The organism is Streptomyces sp. NPDC101227 (genome assembly GCF_044767545.1).
GTDB lineage: Bacteria > Actinomycetota > Actinomycetes > Streptomycetales > Streptomycetaceae > Streptomyces.
Genome location: NZ_JBIWOD010000022.1, coordinates 17,561 through 36,735 on the forward strand (window position 1 = coordinate 17,561; position 19,175 = coordinate 36,735).

16 protein-coding genes are annotated in these 19,175 nt (G+C 70.5%); 8 read left to right on the forward strand and 8 right to left on the reverse strand.

Translation table 11 applies throughout. The features are described 5' to 3' along the window. Positions 1-99: 99 nt before the first annotated feature. Together ACIRPT_RS35130 and ACIRPT_RS35135 are read right to left on the reverse strand one after the other, a co-directional pair. Positions 100-207: a keywimysin-related RiPP gene (locus ACIRPT_RS35130; RefSeq protein WP_403834796.1), complete on the reverse strand. Its 108-nt coding sequence runs from the start codon at positions 205-207 to the stop codon at positions 100-102. Positions 208-873: 666 nt separating this feature from the next. Further along, positions 874-1,170: a hypothetical protein gene (locus ACIRPT_RS35135; RefSeq protein WP_403835042.1), complete on the reverse strand. Its 297-nt coding sequence runs from the start codon at positions 1,168-1,170 to the stop codon at positions 874-876. Here ACIRPT_RS35135 and rph point away from each other — a divergent pair. After that, positions 1,093-3,717 carry a rifamycin-inactivating phosphotransferase gene (gene rph, locus ACIRPT_RS35140; RefSeq protein ID WP_403834799.1) on the forward strand — a complete coding sequence of 875 codons (2,625 nt, stop codon included), beginning with the start codon at positions 1,093-1,095 and terminating at the stop codon, positions 3,715-3,717. The genes ACIRPT_RS35135 and rph overlap by 78 nt on opposite strands. A 217-nt stretch (positions 3,718-3,934) precedes the next feature. Beyond that, entirely contained in the window at positions 3,935-4,450 is a 516-nt protein-coding gene (locus tag ACIRPT_RS35145; RefSeq protein WP_403834802.1) for a hypothetical protein, read from the forward strand. A 227-nt stretch (positions 4,451-4,677) separates the two neighbouring features. On the opposite strand, the gene ACIRPT_RS35150 is transcribed toward ACIRPT_RS35145, so the two are convergent. Further along, on the reverse strand, positions 4,678-5,364 hold the full coding sequence (locus ACIRPT_RS35150) for a hypothetical protein (RefSeq protein ID WP_403834805.1): 687 nt from the start codon (positions 5,362-5,364) through the stop codon (positions 4,678-4,680). Positions 5,365-5,695: 331 nt separating this feature from the next. On the opposite strand from ACIRPT_RS35150, the gene ACIRPT_RS35155 reads away from it, so the two are divergent. Both ACIRPT_RS35155 and ACIRPT_RS35160 read left to right on the forward strand, forming a co-directional pair. Continuing rightward, positions 5,696-8,494 (forward strand): SpoIIE family protein phosphatase, encoded by a 2,799-nt coding sequence (locus ACIRPT_RS35155; RefSeq protein WP_403834808.1) that lies wholly within the window; start codon positions 5,696-5,698, stop codon positions 8,492-8,494. 146 nt (positions 8,495-8,640) lie between these two features. Continuing rightward, positions 8,641-9,039, forward strand: coding sequence for a hypothetical protein (locus ACIRPT_RS35160; protein ID WP_403834811.1), 399 nt, complete (start codon positions 8,641-8,643; stop codon positions 9,037-9,039). Between the two features lie 163 nt (positions 9,040-9,202). On the opposite strand, the gene ACIRPT_RS35165 is transcribed toward ACIRPT_RS35160, so the two are convergent. Next, on the reverse strand, positions 9,203-10,195 hold the full coding sequence (locus ACIRPT_RS35165; protein WP_403834814.1) for a hypothetical protein: 993 nt from the start codon (positions 10,193-10,195) through the stop codon (positions 9,203-9,205). Positions 10,196-10,368: 173 nt separating this feature from the next. Between ACIRPT_RS35165 and ACIRPT_RS35170 the strand changes: the two genes are divergently transcribed. Then, positions 10,369-10,515: a hypothetical protein gene (locus tag ACIRPT_RS35170; RefSeq protein WP_403835031.1), complete on the forward strand. Its 147-nt coding sequence runs from the start codon at positions 10,369-10,371 to the stop codon at positions 10,513-10,515. A 175-nt stretch (positions 10,516-10,690) separates the two neighbouring features. Beyond that, the gene (locus tag ACIRPT_RS35175; RefSeq protein ID WP_403834817.1) at positions 10,691-11,590 is read left to right on the forward strand and encodes a GNAT family N-acetyltransferase; all 900 of its coding nucleotides are present in this window, start codon (positions 10,691-10,693) and stop codon (positions 11,588-11,590) included. 100 nt (positions 11,591-11,690) lie between these two features. Here ACIRPT_RS35175 and ACIRPT_RS35180 read toward each other — a convergent pair whose 3' ends face one another. After that, complete coding sequence (locus ACIRPT_RS35180; RefSeq protein ID WP_403834820.1) at positions 11,691-12,308, reverse strand: TOPRIM nucleotidyl transferase/hydrolase domain-containing protein; 618 nt, start codon at positions 12,306-12,308, stop codon at positions 11,691-11,693. Positions 12,309-12,613: 305 nt separating this feature from the next. Between ACIRPT_RS35180 and ACIRPT_RS35185 the strand changes: the two genes are divergently transcribed. Then, entirely contained in the window at positions 12,614-14,497 is a 1,884-nt protein-coding gene (locus ACIRPT_RS35185; protein WP_403834823.1) for an SMI1/KNR4 family protein, read from the forward strand. 455 nt (positions 14,498-14,952) lie between these two features. Beyond that, positions 14,953-15,477, forward strand: a complete 525-nt coding sequence (locus ACIRPT_RS35190; protein WP_403834826.1) for a PadR family transcriptional regulator — start codon at positions 14,953-14,955, stop codon at positions 15,475-15,477. 130 nt (positions 15,478-15,607) lie between these two features. On the opposite strand, the gene ACIRPT_RS35195 is transcribed toward ACIRPT_RS35190, so the two are convergent. From ACIRPT_RS35195 to ACIRPT_RS35205, 3 genes are all read right to left on the reverse strand, one after another. Further along, positions 15,608-16,822, reverse strand: coding sequence for a hypothetical protein (locus ACIRPT_RS35195; protein ID WP_403834829.1), 1,215 nt, complete (start codon positions 16,820-16,822; stop codon positions 15,608-15,610). Between the two features lie 62 nt (positions 16,823-16,884). After that, positions 16,885-17,013, reverse strand: a complete 129-nt coding sequence (locus ACIRPT_RS35200) for a hypothetical protein (protein WP_403834832.1) — start codon at positions 17,011-17,013, stop codon at positions 16,885-16,887. Positions 17,014-17,146: 133 nt separating this feature from the next. Then, positions 17,147-19,132 (reverse strand): cytochrome P450, encoded by a 1,986-nt coding sequence (locus ACIRPT_RS35205; RefSeq protein WP_403834834.1) that lies wholly within the window; start codon positions 19,130-19,132, stop codon positions 17,147-17,149. Between the last annotated feature and the right edge of the window lie 43 nt (positions 19,133-19,175).

Here is a 19,175-nt window from a genome sequence, read left to right on the forward strand (position 1 = left end):
TGGCTCCAGGAGCAAAGAATCGGGTGGCGGCTGGACGCCGCCACCCGATGGCCTGCCGGCATGCCGCGCGAACTGCTCAGCAGTTCAGCGGCGGTCGCGTCAGAGAAGCTGCTTTCCGCCGAGGAGGTCCTTCGGGCCGGTGTTCTTGAGCCCCGTCACCTTGCGGAAGCCGCCGACCTTGGTGAGGGTGGGACGCTCGTACGTCATGCTCATACTCCTGTTCCCTGTGAGGTGTCCTGAGTTGACAGGCGCCTGCACGGATTCGTACGCAGGGGCCCCAGTGAGGTTGCCCTAAGTGGCTGAATCCGCGCCACAAACTGTAAGTACGACGAACGCGACGCGGCAACGACATGCCTACCGGGGCGCGATGCACACAGGGGGCGTGCAGTGCATGCACGCGCCCGGACGGTGCAACTCCACCCGCCCCCAGATCCCGGCCTTCGGGGAGGTCAGGCGGCCGGCGGCCGGCTCCTGGGCGACCGATGCGAGAGCGGTCGCGAGCGTGACATCCAGCGGGATCGTCCCCGGATCGTGCACTGCGCGCGGCTAGCGCCATGGCGCAAGCGCCGCCGATATCGCGCTGGCCAGTTTTGGCTGCCCGCTCATTTGCCGGACACCAAGCCCGGCGAAAGCGTGAGGCTAAGTGGCGCACAGGAGGCGGGCCTGGTCGGCGACGGGACAGCCGGGCCACGATCTGGGCGGGGGGCGTGGGGGCCATCCGCCTGGGCCAACGACGTGTGCCCGTACGCGGCGCGCCACCGCTTCGCGAGATCTTGTCAGTCCCAGCAGACGGGAAAAGGCAAAGGCAAGGAGAACACTCTCCTTGCCACTCTCAATTTATAGCGCGCCGGGGGGCTTGCGGCAAGACCCGGGTCACGGCGCAGAATCATCGGCCGAGGCCACAACCTGCGGAAATGAGGGCACGACGGTGCGTGTGATGGTGTCGAGGGCGGAGCGGCCGGCCGACTCGTCGAAGGGACGGCAACCAGGGATGAGGACGTGCTCGACAAGAGGTTCGGCAGAGTGGAAGGCGCCGGTGATTCGATCGGCCACCGCAGTGCAACGCAGCACGGCTGCCTCGGAGGTATCGCAGTGATGGAGCAGTACGTGTTGGGTCTTCAAGAGGTTGACGAGACACAGGTCGCGGTCGTTGGCGGCAAGGCTGCGCACCTGGGCGGGCTGTCGCGGATCGAAGGCATCCGCGTGCCGGGTGGCTTTTGCGTGACGACGGACGCCTTCCGGCGGATCATGGCGGAAGCGCCGTCGATCGACGATCGGCTCGATGAGTTGTCGCGCTTGAACCCGGACGACCGGGAGGCGATCCGCACGCTCAGCGCGCGGATTCGTCGGACCATCGAAGGGATTGCCATCCCGGGCGATCTCGCGGCGGCGATCACCCGCGCGCTCGCCCGGCTCGGCGAGCAAGGCGCCTACGCCGTCCGGTCCAGCGCGACGGCAGAGGACCTGCCGACCGCCTCCTTCGCCGGCCAGCAGGACACGTACCTGAACGTCGTGGGGCCGACGGCGATCCTTCAGCACGTCAGCCGGTGCTGGGCCTCGCTGTTCACCGAGCGGGCCGTGACCTACCGTCAGCGGAACGGCATCGACCACCGTACGGTCCACATGGCCGTGGTCGTGCAGCAGATGGTCTTCCCGCATGCGGCCGGCATCCTGTTCACGGCCGACCCCGTCACGGGCAACCGGAAGGTCGCCACCGTGGACGCCGGCTTCGGCCTCGGCGAGGCTCTGGTATCCGGCCTGGTGAACCCGGACGTCTTCAAGGTGCGAGACGGCGAGATCGTCGCCAAGTCCATCGCCGCCAAACAGCGTGCCGTTCACGCCCTGCCGGCCGGCGGTACGCAGGAAGTGGCGATCGACGCGCAGCGGCAGGAGCAGCCGGCGCTGACGGACGACCAGGTCGTGCGGCTCGTACGGCTCGGGCGGCGGATCGAAGCGCACTTCGGCCGCCCGCAGGACATCGAATGGTGCCTGGTCGACGATGGCTTCCAGATCGTCCAGAGCCGGCCGATCACGACACTGTTCCCCGTCCCCGTCCCTGTGCCCGTCCTCGAGACAGGCGACCAGGAGAATCACGTCTATGTCTCCGTTGGCCATCAGCAGATGATGACCGACCCCATGAAGCCCTTGGGATTCTCCATGTGGCAGCTGACGGCCATGGTGGCGATGCACGAGGCCGGCGGGAGACTGTTCGTCGACGTCACCCGGCGCCTGGCCTCGCCCGCGAGCCGCGCCGGCCTCCTGGAGCTCATGGGGAAGGGCGATCCGCTGGTCAGGGACGCGCTGGAAACCGTCCTCGACCGTGACGATTTCGTCCCGTTGCTCCCGGACCTGGTTCCCGGCGGGCCACCGGCCGGCGGCGCCCCCGCCCCGATCGAGACCGATCCGGCCATCGTCACCGAGCTGATCGAGCGCAGTCAGGTGTCCATCGCCGCCCTGGAGCGCGACATCCGGACGAAGAGCGGACCGGCGCTGTTCGACTTCCTGCTGGAGGCCTTCGAGGAGCACAAGCGAGTCCTCAGTGATCCGCTGAGCATTCAGGCGATCATGGCGGGGATGGAGGCCACGTGGTGGCTCAACGACAAGCTGCAGGAGTGGCTGGGCGAGAAGAACGCGGCTGACACGCTCACCCTGTCCGCCCCCGACAACATCACCTCAGAGATGGGACTGGCGCTGCTCGACGTCGCGGACGTCATCCGCCCGCAGGCGGAGGTGGTGGCGTTCCTGCAGGGCGTCGATTACGTCGAGGACGAGGCCTTCCTGGACGAGCTGGCGAAGCTCGCGGGCGGGACCGAAGCGCGCGACGCCATAGAGGCCTACCTCGACCGGTACGGCATGCGCTGCGTCGGCGAGATCGACATCACGCGGCCACGTTGGCGCGAGCGCCCCACCACGCTCGTGCCCGTGATCCTCGACAACGTCAGCAACTTCGAGCCGGGTGCCGCCGAGCGGCGCTTCGAGGAAGGCCGGCAGAAGGCGCTGAAGAAGGAACAGGACGTGCTGTCCCGCCTGCGGGCCCTGCCGGACGGAGAAGGGAAGGCCGACGAGGCCAAGCGGATGATCGACCGGGTCAGAACCTTCATCGGCTACCGGGAGTACCCGAAGTACGGCATCATCAGCCGCTACTTCGTCTACAAGCAGGCCCTGCTGGCGGAGGCCGAGCGCCTCGTGCAGGCCGATGTGCTTCCGGAGCGGGAGGACGCCTTCTACCTCACCTTCCAGGAACTCCACGACGTCGTGCGCTCGCACCAGGTGGATGCCGGGCTCATCCAGCAGCGCAAGGACGAGTTCCGGGCGCACCACGCGCTCACACCGCCCCGGGTGCTCACCTCGGACGGTGAGGCCCTCACCGGGGCGTACCGGCGCGACGACGCGCCGGCCGGCGCCCTGATCGGCCTGCCGGTTTCCGCCGGGACCATCGAGGGCAGGGCCCGCGTCATCCTCGACATGGCGGATGCCGATCTCGAAGCGGGCGACATCCTGGTCACACCCTTCACCGACCCCAGCTGGTCGCCGCTGTTCGTCGCAATCGCGGGCCTGGTGACGGAGGTGGGCGGACTGATGACCCATGGCGCAGTGATCGCCCGGGAGTACGGCTTGCCGGCCGTCGTGGGCGTGGAGCAGGCCACCCGGCTGATCCGGGACGGGCAGCGGATCCGCGTGCACGGAACCGACGGCTACATCGAGATCCTGCCTTGACCGACCACACCGAGAAGCCCCATCCGTAGCTTCCGGCCAAACAACGCCGAGCAGTTGATGACCACCCCACGACCGCCGCCCGCGACGCGGACACGCGGACGCGGCCCGTAACTGTTCTTCACCTGGAAGTGCCTCTTCCACTGCCACGTACAAGACCCCCAGCACGTCTTATCGTTGCAGCTCAGAGGCACTTTCTACGTGACTGGATCGACGGCCAATGCGTACGGAGTTGCTGAAAGTGACGGAAAATGCCCAGGGAATGGTTGCGGACTCCACGGCTCGTTGGCTCGTTCGCTGCGGGGTCCGGTACACGATCACCTTCGTGGCGGGGTGGCTGCTCATCTCCGCGCTGGCCGACCGCCCTCTCGTGTCCACCACGTCGGACAACCCCACACGCGTTCCCTTCTGGGAATCGTTCGTGGAGTATGCGGCCTACGGGTGGCAGCCGTTGCTCAGGCAGGCGGGCCAGTCCCTGCTCGTCCTGGTGTTGATCGCCCATCACAGGCATAAGGAGGCACCGGGGTCCTTCAGGCTCCGCGCGACGTTCCTTCTCCTCATCCCGCTGTGGTCATACCTCCTCTTCACCCCGCCCAGCATGCTGCTGGTCATGGTGGCTGTGCAGGTTGTGTTCGGGGCATTGATCATGCCGCTGAATGTGACGCGGCGATCGAAGCGCGGCAGCCGGGAAAGTGTCTCTTCTGACCCCGCTTGCCCGGGGCCGCCGGAGAGCTGACGGCGAGCGGCTTCACTGCCCGACCTTGAGATCGATCGCGGTCTCGTCGCCCGTGCACACAGGACACTCGATACGGCGGCAGGAGGCATGGGTGCTGGTCGGTTGCTGACTACGTGGCAGATGGGCGGCCCGTGCGTGCCCCCGTGCGCCTGGGACGGTCCAGGTCGCACGGGGGCACGGGGGCACGGGCCATGGAGGCCGTGGCACACGGCACCGGCCAGGCCGGGTCAGCTCTGCTGCTGTGCCTTACGGCGGCGGACGACCAGGTAGGCGCCGGCCGCGACGAGCGCGGCCGCCCCTGTGGAGAGCAGGCCCACGGGTGCGCCGTTGCCGGTTTCGGCGAGGTCGCCGCCGGGGGCGGACGGGGACGGCGAGGAGGCCGCCGCGGCGGAGGCGGACGGCGTGGCCCCGGCGGGTGCAGGGGTGGCGGATGCCGGAGCCGAGGGGGTGGCGGATGCCGACGGTGCGGCGGATGCCGACGGCTTGCCGCCGCCGGGCTGGGCGGCGTCCTTGCAGTCGGTCCAGAAGACCTTGTGCTTGGCCCGGCCGTGCTCGCCGTCGAAGTTCCAGAACAGCTTGTAGTGGCCGTCGGGAAGCGACAGGTCCTGCGAACGGCCGTGGCCCTCGCCGTCGAGGTTCAGCGCCCCGGATTTCACGGTCTCGCCCTTGACGTGGGCGGTCGGGGCCCAGGCTTCGATGTGCCAGTCGACCTGCTGGCCGTCGTCGAACCCGAAGGCGTCGAGATAGAAGGTGCAGACGTGAGGCTCGTTCTTGCGGAGTTCCTCCCCGGTTGTGGCGTCGTGGATCTTCACGGTGCCGTTGTCGCCGGGGGCGGCGGCATAAGCGGAAGGAGTGAGCAGCAGGGACACGGCCACGGCGGCCGTGAGCGTGCCTGCGGAAACAAGCGGGCGCATGGGCAGTCCATCGGTGAAAGAGGAAGGTTGCCGTGGGGGGCGGCTCAGCTTCCTGTGGCCTCACGAGTCCGTCAAGGCACGCGGAAATGCTTATGCCGCAGAAAACATCGCTCGTCCCATTAGTTCCGCATAACGATTGAGGACGTTGCCGCGTGAGCGCGCGGCCCCTCGGGTCGTCCGCGCCGCCGCCGGTGTGCGCGTCCCGCAGCGCCGTGGGCCCCCTCGGAAGGCGAGGCGTGTTAAAAGTGGTGATATGTGGCGGAAAAGGCGTCAGATCTCGGCACCGCTGCGAGACATGCGGGCTGCCCTGGTCCGGGCCGTGGTCCGACCCATGCGTGCCCTCCGGGAGGCCGGCACCCGTCGCGAGGTGGACCGTACGGCGTCTTCCCAGGGCGCGAACTCACCCTCTGAGGGCGCCCCGCGGCGCGCCGGCCGGCGCGCGCTGAGCAGCGTCGCCGGCCAGGTGTTCTGGCTGCAGTCGGCGATCGTCGTCCTGCTGATCGGTACCGCGGGCGTGGCACAGGTGGTGCAGGCACGGCACGCCAGCGAAGCCGAGGCCGGCGCCCTGTCGCTGGGAGTGGCCGAGGCGTTCGCCCATCAGCCGGGTGTCGCGGCGGCGCTGCGGTCCCCCGACCCCACGGCCGTGCTGCAGCCGCGGGCCGAGGAGACCCGGCGCGCCTCGGGGGTTGATTTCATCGCCGTACTGAGCCGTTCCGGCATTCGCTACACCGATCCCCTCCCCTGGCTGATCGGCCGGCGCGCCTCCGGCGACTGGGCGCGCGCGCTGACCGGCGAGTCGTTCTCGGAGAAGTTCGTCGGCGCGCCCACCGAGGCGATCCGGGCGGTGGTGCCGGTCACCGACGCCCGCGGGAAAGTGGTCGGCGTGGTCACGGCGGGCGTCGAGATCACCACCGTCTCCGAAGCGGTCAACCGGGGCCTGCCGCTCCTCGCCGCGGCGGGTGCCGCGGCGCTCGCCCTGGCCGTGGGCGGTGCGGCACTGGTGAGCCGGCGGCTGCGGCTCCAGACGCACGGTATGGGACCGGCCGAGATGACGCGCATGTACGAGCACCACGACGCGGTGCTGCACGCCGTCCGTGAAGGAGTGCTCATCAGCGGGCCCGACCAGCGGCTGATGCTGGCCAATGACGAGGCGCGGCGGCTGCTGGAGCTGCCCGCGGACGCCGAACAGCGCGATCTGAGCGACCTGGGTCTGGACGCGGACTTCGCGGAGATGCTGACGTCCTGTCGCCCCGTCACCGACGAGGTGCACCGTGCGCACGACCGTCTCCTGGCCGTCAGCTGCCGCCCGGCCGGCCGCCACGGCGGGAGCGTGGCCACCCTGCGCGACACCACGGAGCTGCGCGCGCTCACCGGCCGGGCGGAGGTGGCCCGGGAGCGGCTGCAGCTGCTCTACGACGCCGGGTTGCTGATCGGCACCACGCTGGATGTCCGGCGCACCGCGGAGGAGTTGACGCGGGTGGCGGTTCCGCGGCTCGCCGACGCCGCGACGGTCGACCTCCTGGAGTCGGTCCTGCGCGGCGACGAGCCCGGCCGGCCGACCGGTACCGCCTTGTGCCGGGCGGCCGCCACCTGGGCGCCCGGGACTCCTCGCCCGCCCGAGGGGCCGATCGCGGTCCAGTCGGATGACTCGACCGCCGTACCGCCCGGTGAGGCGCCCGCCGTACCGCCCGGCGAGGGGGAGGGCCGGCCACCGGGCGGCGGGCGGGCCCTGCTCGTGCCCGATCTGGCCGCCGACAGCGCATGGCGGTCCGCTCAGCCGCAGCTCGCACAGGCCCTTCTGGACAACGGAATCCGTTCCCTGATCGCCGTCCCCATCCGCGGGGGCGGCGCGGGGCTGGGGACGGCCCAGTTCTGGCGCGCCGAGGGCCGCGCGCCGTTCGACGTGGACGACCTGTCCGCGGCGGAGGAGCTGGTCGCCCGGGCCGCGGTCTGCATCGACAATGCCCGCCGCTACGCGCGCGAGCACGCCATGGCCGTGACGCTCCAGCGCAGCCTGCTGCCGCGCGAACTGCCCCAGCAGGACGCCCTCGACGTCGCATTCCGCTATCTGCCGGCCCAGGCCGGCGTGGGCGGAGACTGGTTCGACGTCATCCCCCTGCCCGGCGCCCGCGTCGCCCTGGTGGTCGGCGACGTGGTGGGCCACGGGCTGCACGCCGCGGCCACCATGGGCCGGCTGCGCACCGCCGTCCACAACTTCGCCGGCCTCGACCTGCCGCCCGATGAACTCCTCAGCCACCTCGATGAACTCGTTGCCCGGATCGACCAGGACGAGTCCGCCGACAGCCAGGGGATCAAGGTCTCCGGTGCCACGGTGCTGTACGCGATCTACGACTCCGTCTCCGGCCGGTGCGTCATGGCACGGGCCGGGCACCCGCCACCCGCGATCGTGTCCGCCGACGGCACCGTCACCTTCCCGCCGGTCCCCGCCGGCCCGCCGCTGGGCCTGGCCCAACTGCCGTTCGAGAGCAGCGAGCACCTCGTGCCCGAAGGCAGCCGGCTCGTCCTCTACACCGACGGCCTCATCCACGGCCGCGCCCGCAGCATCGACGACGGCCTCGACCTCCTGCAGGCGTCCCTCGCCCGCTCCGCCCCCGACCCGGAGCGGACCTGTACCGACGTGTGCGAAGCGCTGCTGTTCCCCGAACCCGAGGACGACATCGTCCTGCTCGTCACCCGCGCCAACCGGCTCCCGGCCGCCCACGTCGCCGAATGGGACGTGCCCCAGGAACCGGCAGCCGTGGCTCCCGTCCGCGAAGCCGTCGTCGCACAGCTGACCCGGTGGGATCTCGAAGAGGCCGCCTTCACCACCGAGCTCATCCTCAGCGAGCTGCTCACCAACGCCATCCGCTACGGCACCCCGCCGGTCACCGTCCGCCTGCTGCGCGACCGCGTGCTGACCTGCGAGGTGTTCGACACCAGCAGCACCTCCCCACACCTGCGCTACGCCGCCACCACCGATGAGGGCGGCCGGGGCCTCTACCTCGTCGCGCACCTCGCCGAACGCTGGGGAACCCGCTACACACCGGACGGCAAAATCATCTGGGCCGAGTTGCCGGTGGGCGGAAACGGGGGCCCCCTGGCGGCGATGTTCGACGAAGCGATCGAGTAGCCATCCGGCGGCAGTTACGCGGTAGTGACAATCGGGAGCGAACTTCTTGGCACGCAAACCGCTCTTCTTCGATGAAAGCGCGCCAATTGGGCAGCTGTGAATCCTGGTTGGTGCAGGGAATCGAAGAGATCCAAGGAGACCCGAGCATGAAGCTTGGTCTGAAGCGGCTCGCGGTGGTCGGCGTGCTGGGTGTGGCCTCTGCGGCACTGGCGGCATCCCCGGCGTTCGCGAAGAGCGACATCTCGATACAGGCCACCCCTCACACCGTGCATGTCGGCAAGGTGGTGAAGGTGCACGGCCAGGGTGACGACGACGCCGCGCGGTACACCACGCTCGTCGTACAGGAGCGGTCCGGCAAACCCGGCCACTGGGGCCACTGGCACGCCGTCAAGCGGAGCTTCGACGGCGATGCGCGCGCGAACGTCAAGGCCATGCACACGGGTGACCTGCAGTTCCGTTCCGTGCTGTACTCGACCGACGCGCACCACCAGCACGCGAAGAAGGACCGCACCTCCGCGCCCGTGACCGTCCACGTCGTCCGCTAGCCGACGCAACGGCCTCGCACACCGATCGACCGCCCTCCCCGGAACGACGTGACCGTTCCGGGGAGGGCGGCATCGTTCCCCGGCCCGCCCCGTCCCGCCCCGCGCCGTCAGCACTGGCTCGACGAAGAAGACGAGGACTGGTGAAGCACCTCATGTCTCCGGCTCAGCTGTCGCCCGCATCTCCCGTGGCCAGTACGCGCTGGATCTGGCCGACCGCTCCTCGCGTGAGCTGCTGAAGCTGCGCTTCGTACTGCGGCTGATCGTCCACCTCGCCGTACCGGAGCCAAAAGACGACGCTTCCCACGCGGACGATCGCATTCGCCATCGTGGTGTCCTCCTCGGACTTGTAGTACGTGAGCGCCGTGCTCTCATCGCCCATGCGGGGCAGAGGGACCCTGGTCGTCTTGGTGTAGGCGTACTGCTCGCGGACGAGTTCCCGGTACCCGGCCGAGGCCTGGCCGGGTACCGGGCACGCGTAGACGACGAACTCGGCACGGATGTGTGTGGCCGGGTTCTGGTAATCGGCGCGTCCGCTGTGGCACCCGCCGGCGCGTTCGGCCTTGGACACCCCGGGGCCGTTGGAGGATCTCCAGCCGGGCGGCATGCTGTCCACGGTGGGCACGGTCTTCAGGGTTTCCGCCGCGGTGAGTGCCCTGGTGCTGCTGCGCTGCGGTGCGGCGTCCTGCGGGTCGTCACCCGACGTGATGATCTGTACGCCCCCGTACAGGCCCAACGCGAGCACGGCCAGCAGCAGAACGGCCGCCAGGACCAGGGGGACCCGGTTTCCGGGGCTGTTGTTGACCGTCAGCGGACCCAGCGAGATGGTGTTGCGCGACATCCGGCTGCCGCTGATCACCATGCTGCCGGCGACGCGTGTCGAGGGAGCGGACAGATGGACGGCCAGCTGCCGCCGCAGCTCCGGGTCCGCCGCGATCTCCTCGCGCAGTGCGGCCTCGGCCTCCGACCGCGCGGAAGCGCTGTCGCCGTCCGCGTCGACCTGGTCGAGCGCCGCGCGGCCCCGCTCCGTCCCGCCGAGCCGGGTCCGCACCAGGTCGCCGACAGCGGTCCCGGCACCTTCCCCGAAGCGAGTTGCCGCACCCGTCGCCACCGCGGTGAGGACCTCCACCGCTCTGGCCGAAAGCTCTGCCGCCTCCATGATGCCCCCCGGTGATGGAGAAAGGTCAGAAGCCCATCATCCGCCAATCGGGGGGTTCGTGATGGACCATCAGGAGCAGAGGCCGCACCATTCTTTCCCGCGCACTCGCGCCGCACAGGGCCCCCGCGTCAGGCTCCGAGCGGTGTCGGCCGGGTGTCGTACGGCGCTCCTGGATCCAGGTCACGCGCTGGGCACGGGGTAACTGCCACCGCTGCGTCGGGCCGGGCCGTACCAACCTCGACTACGACGCCACGGGAGCCTGGTACGACAGCAACTACCGCGGCGGACTCTGCTCCCACCCCGGGGACACCGGACCCTGACCGGCGACGTGCCACCAGCCGCGATAGCGCCCCGCAATGCCGTCGCGGCGCGTGCGCTCCTTCAATGGTTCGAGGCGGTGCCGGCTGAGGTGCCATGGACGAGACGGTCTGCGGGGCGGGCCAACCTCGTGCCGACCGCTTGGCTTCGTCGCCATTACCTGACTAAGGTCAGAGAATGGCGACGGGGCAGGTAGAGCAGGTGCGGCGCTTCAACCGGACGGTCACCGAGTGTGTGGGAGTGCTCCACGACCACTATCTGGGCGGTGCACGCCCCTACGGACAGGCCCGGCTGCTCTGGGAGATCGGCGACGGGGGCACGCACGACGTCCGCAGCGTACGAGCCCGGCTCGGCCTCGACTCCGGCTACGTGAGCCGGCTGCTGCGGGCGCTTGAGCGCGACGGCCTCGTCGCCGTCGAGCCCCACCCCCGCGACCGGCGGGTACGTACCGTGCGGCTGACCGAGGCCGGGCGGGCGGAGCGCGCTCTTCTCGACGACCGCAGCGACGCACTCGCCGCGTCGCTCCTCGAGCCGCTCGATGCCCGGCAGCGGGACCGGCTGACCTCGGCCATGGCAGAGGTCGAGCGACTGCTGACCGCCTCGGTGGTCTCCTTGGAAGTGCTCGACCCCGACCACCCGGACGCCGCGCACTGCCTGCGGTCCTACGCCGCCGAACTGCAGGAGCTCTTCGACGGCGGCTTCGACCCCGCGAACAGCCTGCTGCCCGACCCGGGCGAGTTGCGCGCGCCACGCGGTCTGTTCCTCATCGCCCGGCTGCACGGCGAGCCGGTGGGCTGCGCTGGGCTCAAGCTGCCGGCCGGAGCACCCGCCGAGATCAAGCGGCTGTGGGTCTGCCCCCGCACCCGAGGGCTCGGCCTGGCCCGGCGCCTCCTGTCCGAACTCGAGGAACGCGCCGTCCGGCACGGCAGCGACCTGATGCGGCTCGACACCAACAAGGCCTTGGAAGCGGCCACTCGTCTCTACCGCAACAGCGGGTACACCGAGGTCCCCGCCTTCAACGATGAGCCCTACGCCCACCACTGGTTCGAAAAGCGGCTCACGCCGGGAACGCAGTAAATGCGAATTCGGTGGCGCCGCCAAGGCGGGAGCCGTCCCCTTCGCCTGCGGCTGCATGGCGAGGGCGCCCGGAGCGCTTGTGACCGCTTTCGCGTCCCGCTCACAGGCTCGTGAGGAGTGCGTCGAGCGGGGCCGGTACCTGTTCGGGGGTCAGGGCCTCGACGAGGAGGCTGCCGTAGCGGATCTTGCGGCCCTTCTTTGTGCCGAGGAAGCGCCGCAACTGCTGCTGCCGGGGCCGACCGTGGTGTGCGGGCTGGCGCAGGAAGGTCTGCAAGGCGCGGAGGTCGCCTTCGGCCCGGACGATCTCCTCGACCCTTGCTGTGCCCAGCGCGCGGATGAGTTCGTCCTCCAGGTCCGTCACGCATACGAAGAAGCCCTGGTGCGGCGCCCGTGCCCGCTTCAGGCCACGGTCGTAGAAGCGCTGCTCGCGCTCGTCGCACAGTCCTGCCAGGCGCAGGCCCAGGCCGGGCGGCCCGAGGAGGCCGGCGTAGCGGCCGACGCTCATCGCCCCGCCCATCGACACGACGCACACCCCCTCGGCGGCAAGGTCCCGGCCACGCCGTGCGGCCAGCGCCTCAACGGCCGCGAGGTCACTCGGGCCTTCCAACAGCACCGCCGTCCGCACCCCCAGTCGCACCGCCAGATCACTCGCCGCCCCGCCGGAACCGCCGTTCGCCCAGCCACTGACCGCGTCCCGGAATGCCCGCATGTCCGCCATGGAGCGAGTCTGCACCTCCACCGACGGCACGTCACGGAATATTCGACCGCCCCACTCGTCACGCCCGACGCTCTCATCACCTGTGGCACCACCCACTACTGCCGCTCACGACACCGGACGGCCGGACCATCAGCCCCGCGCGAGGGGCGGATCGAGCGCGAATCCCAGCCCCAGCAGGTGAGACTCTGCGCGACAGGCCGAAGCCGAGCGTGTTGGTGGCACCAGCTGCGAAGGAGCTTCGGAGGCCACGAGCTCACCAGGGCGACCGCGACCCTTTGTCAGTGGCGGGTGCCACGATGGCACGTATGGAGATCTTCGGGTGGGGGCCGCTGCTCAAGCGGTGGAGCGAGGAATGGCTGGAGGCGCTTGCCGCGGCGGAGCCGGGGGAGTTCCAGGAGCTGGACGAGGACATGGTGCGGGACCGCTGGCTGGGATTCGCTCCGGCCGATCCGGCACGGATCGCGGCTCTGGAGGAGCGGCTTCGGGCGCTTGGGACAGGGGTGCCGCTGCCGCCGTCCTTGCGCTCCTTCCTTGAGACGACGGACGGTTGGCGACATGCAGGTGGCTTCGTCTATCTGCTGGCGGGGGCGGAGGACATCGGGCCGTACGGAGATCCGTACGATCTGCAGCCGATGTACGAGGAGCATCTGGCCGGTGCCGCGACCGAGCAGGAGGTGCTCCTGGCCGGCATGTGGGGTCGCGCGCTGCAGCTGTCGCTCGACTCGGACATGACGGACGTGCTGCTCGACCCGGGCGATGTGGGCGCCGACGGCGAGTGGGCGGTGTATGTGTATCACGGGTGGGGCGGTGAACGGCCGGACCGGTACGCCTCGTTCCGCGCGTTCATGGAGGACATGTACAAGGAGTTCTACCGCCTGGGCGGCGGTCGCTCCGGCTTTGAGAACGCGGTGACGCATGAGCTCGACGCCAAGGTGGAGGAGGCGCGACTGGCCTGCCTGAGCGGCGAGTTGGACCAGGCGCTCGCCGTCTTCGGTGCGGCGGGGGAGCTCGGCAGACCGCGCGCGGGCCTGCTGGCGTCACAGCTTCGGGTGCTGCTCGACGGCGGGCGCGGCCGGGTGCCGGTCGACCCACGCATGGATGATCCGCTGTACGCGGGCGAGGTGCTGCCCCTGAAGGTACGCGACCACCTGAGCCAACGCCGGAGCGACGACGCCTTCGTGCTCGGCCCTGTGACGGAGGACTACGCGACGGACAGGGAGCGGGCCAGGGCCGTCCTGGAGCAGATCAGACTGCGCACCTACGAGTACACCTCGCCGGGCCCCTTCGGGCGCGCGGTCAAGGAGGCCAGGGAGCTGGCGCGCTGGGGCGACACGGACGGCGCCTGGCGGGTACTCGCGGCGGCGGTCCCGCAGTGGGAGCCGTACCGGGAGGACCACGTGGCCCCGTTCGGCCTGCTCGGGGACCCGCTGCTCGGCCCGATCGTGACAGCGGAGCGGGGCCGCCAGCTGCTGACCACGCCCCGGGCCGGTCAGGTGGCGGCGATGCCCGCTTCGGCCGCCGAACGGGAGGCGGTCTGTGACGGGCTCGGGTGGCTGGCCCACTGGCACCCGAGAAGCGAACTGCGCCGGGACGCTTACCGGTTCGTCCTGGTGGAGGGCGTAGGCCCCGAAGAGCTGGCGGAGCGGTTCGGCACGGGCCCGCTGGAGCCGGTGGCGAGTGAGACCGACCTCTGGGACCTCCAGTTCTCCCGGCAGCAGGGGCGCCGTGGCCCCGTGGCCCGGATCGGCAGTCAGGACGGCTGGAGCTTCGCCTTCGAGTCGGCCCGCCAGCTGGGCTTCGACCCGGCCCGCCTGACCCACCCCGGCACCGAGCTGTCGCGCGGCACCCGCGCCCTCACGGTCTGGCGGGGGCCGGGCCTGTTCCACTTTGCCTGCGCCGAGGACGGCGAGCAGCGGTACGCCTTCACGGTCCACGAAACGGAGCGCCACCAGACCGGCGCACTCCCCACCACGCTCTCCCTCGACTGCCTGTTCCCGGACCCTGCCGGGCCCACCACCGACCTCCCGGGCGAGAGCCGCGCCCTGGATGCGATAGCGGCGACCTTCGATGTCTCGCTGCCCCAATTCGCCCTGAACCACGGGAGATTGCCTACGGTGCCGACGCGGCCGTGGATCAGACCGCCGGGGCCCAAGGGGGCGTATGCAACGATCACGATCACGTCCGGGTAGGCCCGGGCTCAGGGGGATCGGCCCACTGGAAGTTGCCGCCGAGCAGTGGATCGCCTCTCGTCCTCGGTCAGCTCATCAACCATCACCTGGACGCCCCGGCGGTCCGGATGCAACCGTCCAGGAGCCGATGCCGTCGTCCTCGCCTGCGATACGGGGCTCGTCCGCGCCGGGGCCCAAGGCTGAGCCACTGCACCATCTCCCCAGCCCTCGTTGGCTGGAATGCATGGTAAAAACGGTCGCGGTGTAGGCGCGCACCGAGCGGCCGAGGCGCCGGGGGCTCGGAAACCATCCAAGTAGGAGGTCTCTCGGAAGAGCCACACCCGTCCGCCGCCACCGAGGAATTCCACGTAGTCCGTTGGATGTAAAGCCGGCTGCCCGCGAAGAACGCACGGTAGGGCCTTAGGCCTACAATCGTCCATAGTGGAACGTCCACTGTGGAAGGTCGAGAGGTGTTAATGGTTGACGTGAATCCGACGGCCGCCGCGCTGCTGGGCCTCCTTCACGGCGGCGAGGCGACCGGCTACCAGCTCTGGGACGCGGCACGGATGTTCATCGGCGACTTCTGGACCGTGACGCGAAGTCAGGCATACCGGGAGCTGGCCAAACTCGCGGCGCACGGCATGGTGGAGGCCCAGCCCACCCGGGCGAGATCGGCCCGCCCGTACCGTCTCACCGATTCCGGACGCGCGGCCTTCGCCGAGTGGCTCGCTGTGCCCCCGGGCCCGGAGAACATCCGCTTTCCGCTGCTGCTGGCGCTGTCCTTCGGCCGGTTCCTGGACGACGACCGGCTGCTGGAGTACGTCGCCGAACACCGGTCGGCTCATGCGGAGCGGCTGCGCCGGTACCAGGAGTTCGACGCCGACCCCATGTTCGACAAGTATCAGCGCAGTACGCTGCGGTTCGGCCTCCACTACGAGAGAGCGGTGCTCGCTTGGATGGACGAACTCCCCGGCATCCTCCGCCCCGTCGATGACGACTGAACCGTCCGGGGGAGGGGCGGCCAGATCCTCCATCCGCCCCCCACCCCCCATACGACCCAACGGCGCGCCGGCGTCGGTGATCCCGAGGAACCGGCCGCTGGTCAGCTCCCTGACGCCCCGGGCGTCCGCTTCAGCTCTCTTGCCGCGGCTCCTCGTCCGGCCGCCATTCCAGGTGGGCCACGACCGTTGCCGCTGCGTGGCGCCGCGGGCGGCCCTCGGGCGGTAGCGGGGCGTGGGCGGTCTCCGGAAATGCGCTACGGGCCTCGACGAAGAGGTCACGCCAGCCCGTCCCATGGGCAGCGGCGGCGGCGTAGAGGGCGTCGAGCGCGGCCTGAAGCGGGTCGGAGGCCGCCGCGTCGGTCAAGGCGGGGAGTGCCATGGCCTGCTGGGAAGCGTTGGGGGTGCCGTCGGGCAGCGTGACGGCGGTGTCCGGGACCTGCGGGTCGGAGAAGAGGAGATCCCATGTCCGCTCCGTGTCGTCCAGCGGAGGGGAGAAGGGCAGGCCCCGGTCCAGCTCCGCCAGGCCACGGGCTATCCAGTCCACGCCGCTGAGCTCGGCGACGTCGCAGGAGCGGTGTGCGGCCCATCTGGCCATCGCACGCTGGACGCCCGGCCCGGCCTCGTCGATCGCGTGCACGAGTGCGGCGTCCAGCTCCACCATCCCGGCCACATTGCCCGCGATGTTCCGCAACCGGTCGCTGGGCAGACGTCCGCCCCATTCCTTCCTCTCGACGCGCTCCCTCAGCTCCCGCGCTTCTTGCTCCTCCTTCTCGCGGGTGAGGCGCCTGGCCTCGGCCAGCTCCTCGGGGGTGGGCGGCGGGGGCAGCTCGCTCGCGAACCGGTGCCAATAGGCGGCGGAGCTGCTGGTCTCCTTCACGATACGGTCGCGCTCCGGAGGCGCCGGCCAGAACCTGAGCAGATACTCGTCCAGCACGGGCTCGTCGTCGCTCCGCACGGCGTCGTGGGCCTCGTTCATGCCGCGGCAGTGGTAGCGGACGCGATATGTGCCCGGGGGCAGGCCGAGGCTCGACCCTCCGCCGCCCCATTCGACCAGCTGGGTGTCATCCGAGGCAGCACGGAACGAGGTCTCCACGATGTCCTCCCAGCCGTCGAGGTCCAAGGACGGCTCCGTTTCGTGCAGTTCGACGGTCAAGGGGACGGAGCCGGTGTGCATGCCGGTCAGCAGGAACAGATGCCCGGGGACGGCCGCTCCGCAGAGCCCCGCCCGCTGTCCCACGAAGCACGCGTGGAGACCGGCCTCCGGTCCTTCGTCGGGGTCGGTGCGGCCATCGATGTACATCTGGCCGTAGGCCACGCTGAGTTCGCCGTTGAAGAGTGTCCGCATGGTCACCAGCCTGCCTCAGGGGTCTGACAACGCCTGCCGACCGGTGCAAGGAGCGTTCCGGATCACCGCAGCCGCGGGCGCTCGTTCGTGGACACCCCTCCCTCGCCGGGCCCGCCCTCGAACGCGCTGTGTCCCATGTCGGCGAAGGCGACGACCGCGCCGAGCGCGAACACATCGGCTGCCGTTGTCACCTCGATGCCGGTGTCCCTTCACGGAGCTGCTCCGGCGCAATGAGGGGTGGCGTACCGAGCGAGGACCGGGCGGCGCGCCGGCCATCGGGGCGCATCGGGGCGGTGCGGGCCAGTCATCGCTCTCGGCGGCTCCTCAGGGCACAGCCGGGGCCATCGTGACCGGCAGCCGGTCGAACCCCACGTGCCTCCCGTTTGCGTACCTGCGGACGGCCGGTCCGGACTGGCGGATCGGAGGATGGCGCAGCAACGCGGTGAGCACGGAGGTGAGTTCGGCGCGTGCTAGATGGGCGCCGAGGCAGAAGTGGATGCCGTGGCCGAAGGAGAGGTGTCGTTGAGGGCGCGCCCGGTCCAGCCGAAAGGTGCAGGGGTCGTCGAAGACCGCCGGGTCGTGGTTGGCGGCGCCGGTCAGGAGCAGAACCCGAGTGCCTGCCGGGATCGTCGTTCCCCCGACAGTGGTTTCGCGAGTGGTCAGGCGAGAGCCGTGGTCGACCGGCGGCCACAGCCGCAGGGTCTCCTCCACCGCGGCGGGGATCAACTCGGGTGCGGCGCGCAGCCGTCGGTCCAGGTCCGGGTCGCGGGCGAGGTGCCACATCAGGTGGGCGAGGGCGTTCATGGTGGTTTCGTGTCCGGCGACGGCGAAGGACACCAGCATGGCGTGCAGCTCGGGGTCCGTGACCGGCCGCCCGTCGAACTCGGCGTGGACCAGTGCGCTGAGGTAGTCGTCGCCGGGTTCTTCGCGGGCGCGGCGGATCTCCTGGTCGAACAGTTCCGAGAACGCGGGCCAGAAGCCGTCCGGGTCGGCGTCCTTGGGCATGCGCTCCCAGGTGGTGCGGGTCAGCTCGCGGATGCGCCCCTGGGCGTCGTCGGAGAACCCGACCGCCAGTCCCAGGGCGGCCAGGGGCAGTGGCACGGCGACCTGTTCGACCAGGTCACCGCCGCCGGCCCGGACGAGAGGGGCGATGAGCGAGTCCACCAGGGCGTCGAGCCGGGACCGCAGCGAGTCCACGGCGGTGCGCGCGAAGGGACGCTTCATCAGGTCGCGGTACGTGGTGTGCAGGGGCGGGTCGTACTCCAGCGGCGCGAAGTACGGGGTGCCGGGCGCCCGGGGGCAGAACACGCCGGATCCGGAGCTGAACAGGGCGTGGTCCTTCATCGCCGCTTGTACATCGGCGTACCGGGTCAGCAGTCGCAGGCCGCCATGAGCGGATGAGGGAACTACGGGGCCGGTCTCGCGCAGTGCGTCGTGGACGGAGTGCGCGAGTTCGGGGGTGAACTCGGGGGCGTGGTGGTCGAAGTGGCGTAGCTGGCGCGCCACATCGACCGGGCCGGGGCGTTCCAGGAATTCATGGATGAGGGACTCCCAGGCGGCGAAGTGAGGTTCGCCGATGAGGTGGCCGCAGGGCAGTGACGTCAGCTCCGCGCCGGGGATGGCCGCGGCCAGTTGCTCGGAGTTCTCCGGGAGGACGAGCCGGTCGTGGTCGGTGGCTACCACCAGGGTCGGCACGTCGAGACGAGGCAGATCCGCGCGGACGTCGGCGCGGGCGACCAGGTCGGCCTGGGCGAGGATACCGGGGTTGACGGCGGCGGCCGTCGCCGCGGCCGCTTCCTCGATTGCCGCAGGAGTGAAGGCGGCCAGCTCCCGGGGATCGCAGCCCAGCAGCAGGAAGAGTCTGGCCAGGGCATCGAAATCGCCCGTCGCGGCGAGGTGGCGCCACAGATCGAGACTGAGCCGCAGAGGGGGGTCGGGCGCGGCGAAACCGGCGGTCAGAACGAGCGAGCGGACCCGGTTGCGGTGCCGTGCGGCGGTCCGCACGGCGACCGGGACGCCGAGGGAGTAGCCGACGATGGCGAACCGGTCGTGGCCCGCCGCGGTGGCCGCAGCCGCCAACCGGTCCGCCAGCGCGTCCAGTTCAAGGGGTGCGGGCCCCAGGGGGACCGCGCCCGACCCGGGGTAGTCCGGGGCGATGACCGTGTAGTGCCGGGCAAGTCCGTCGACCATCGGGCCGAAGTTCGCCGCGGCGCTGCCCGCGGCACCGTGCGCCAGCACGACGGCGGGGCCGTGTCCTTGCACCACCACGCCGGACGCCGCGACGGGGCGCTCGTCGAGTTCCGTCGTCATGGCGGCATGCTAGCCACCCAGGAAATTGTTCAACCCTCGCCGG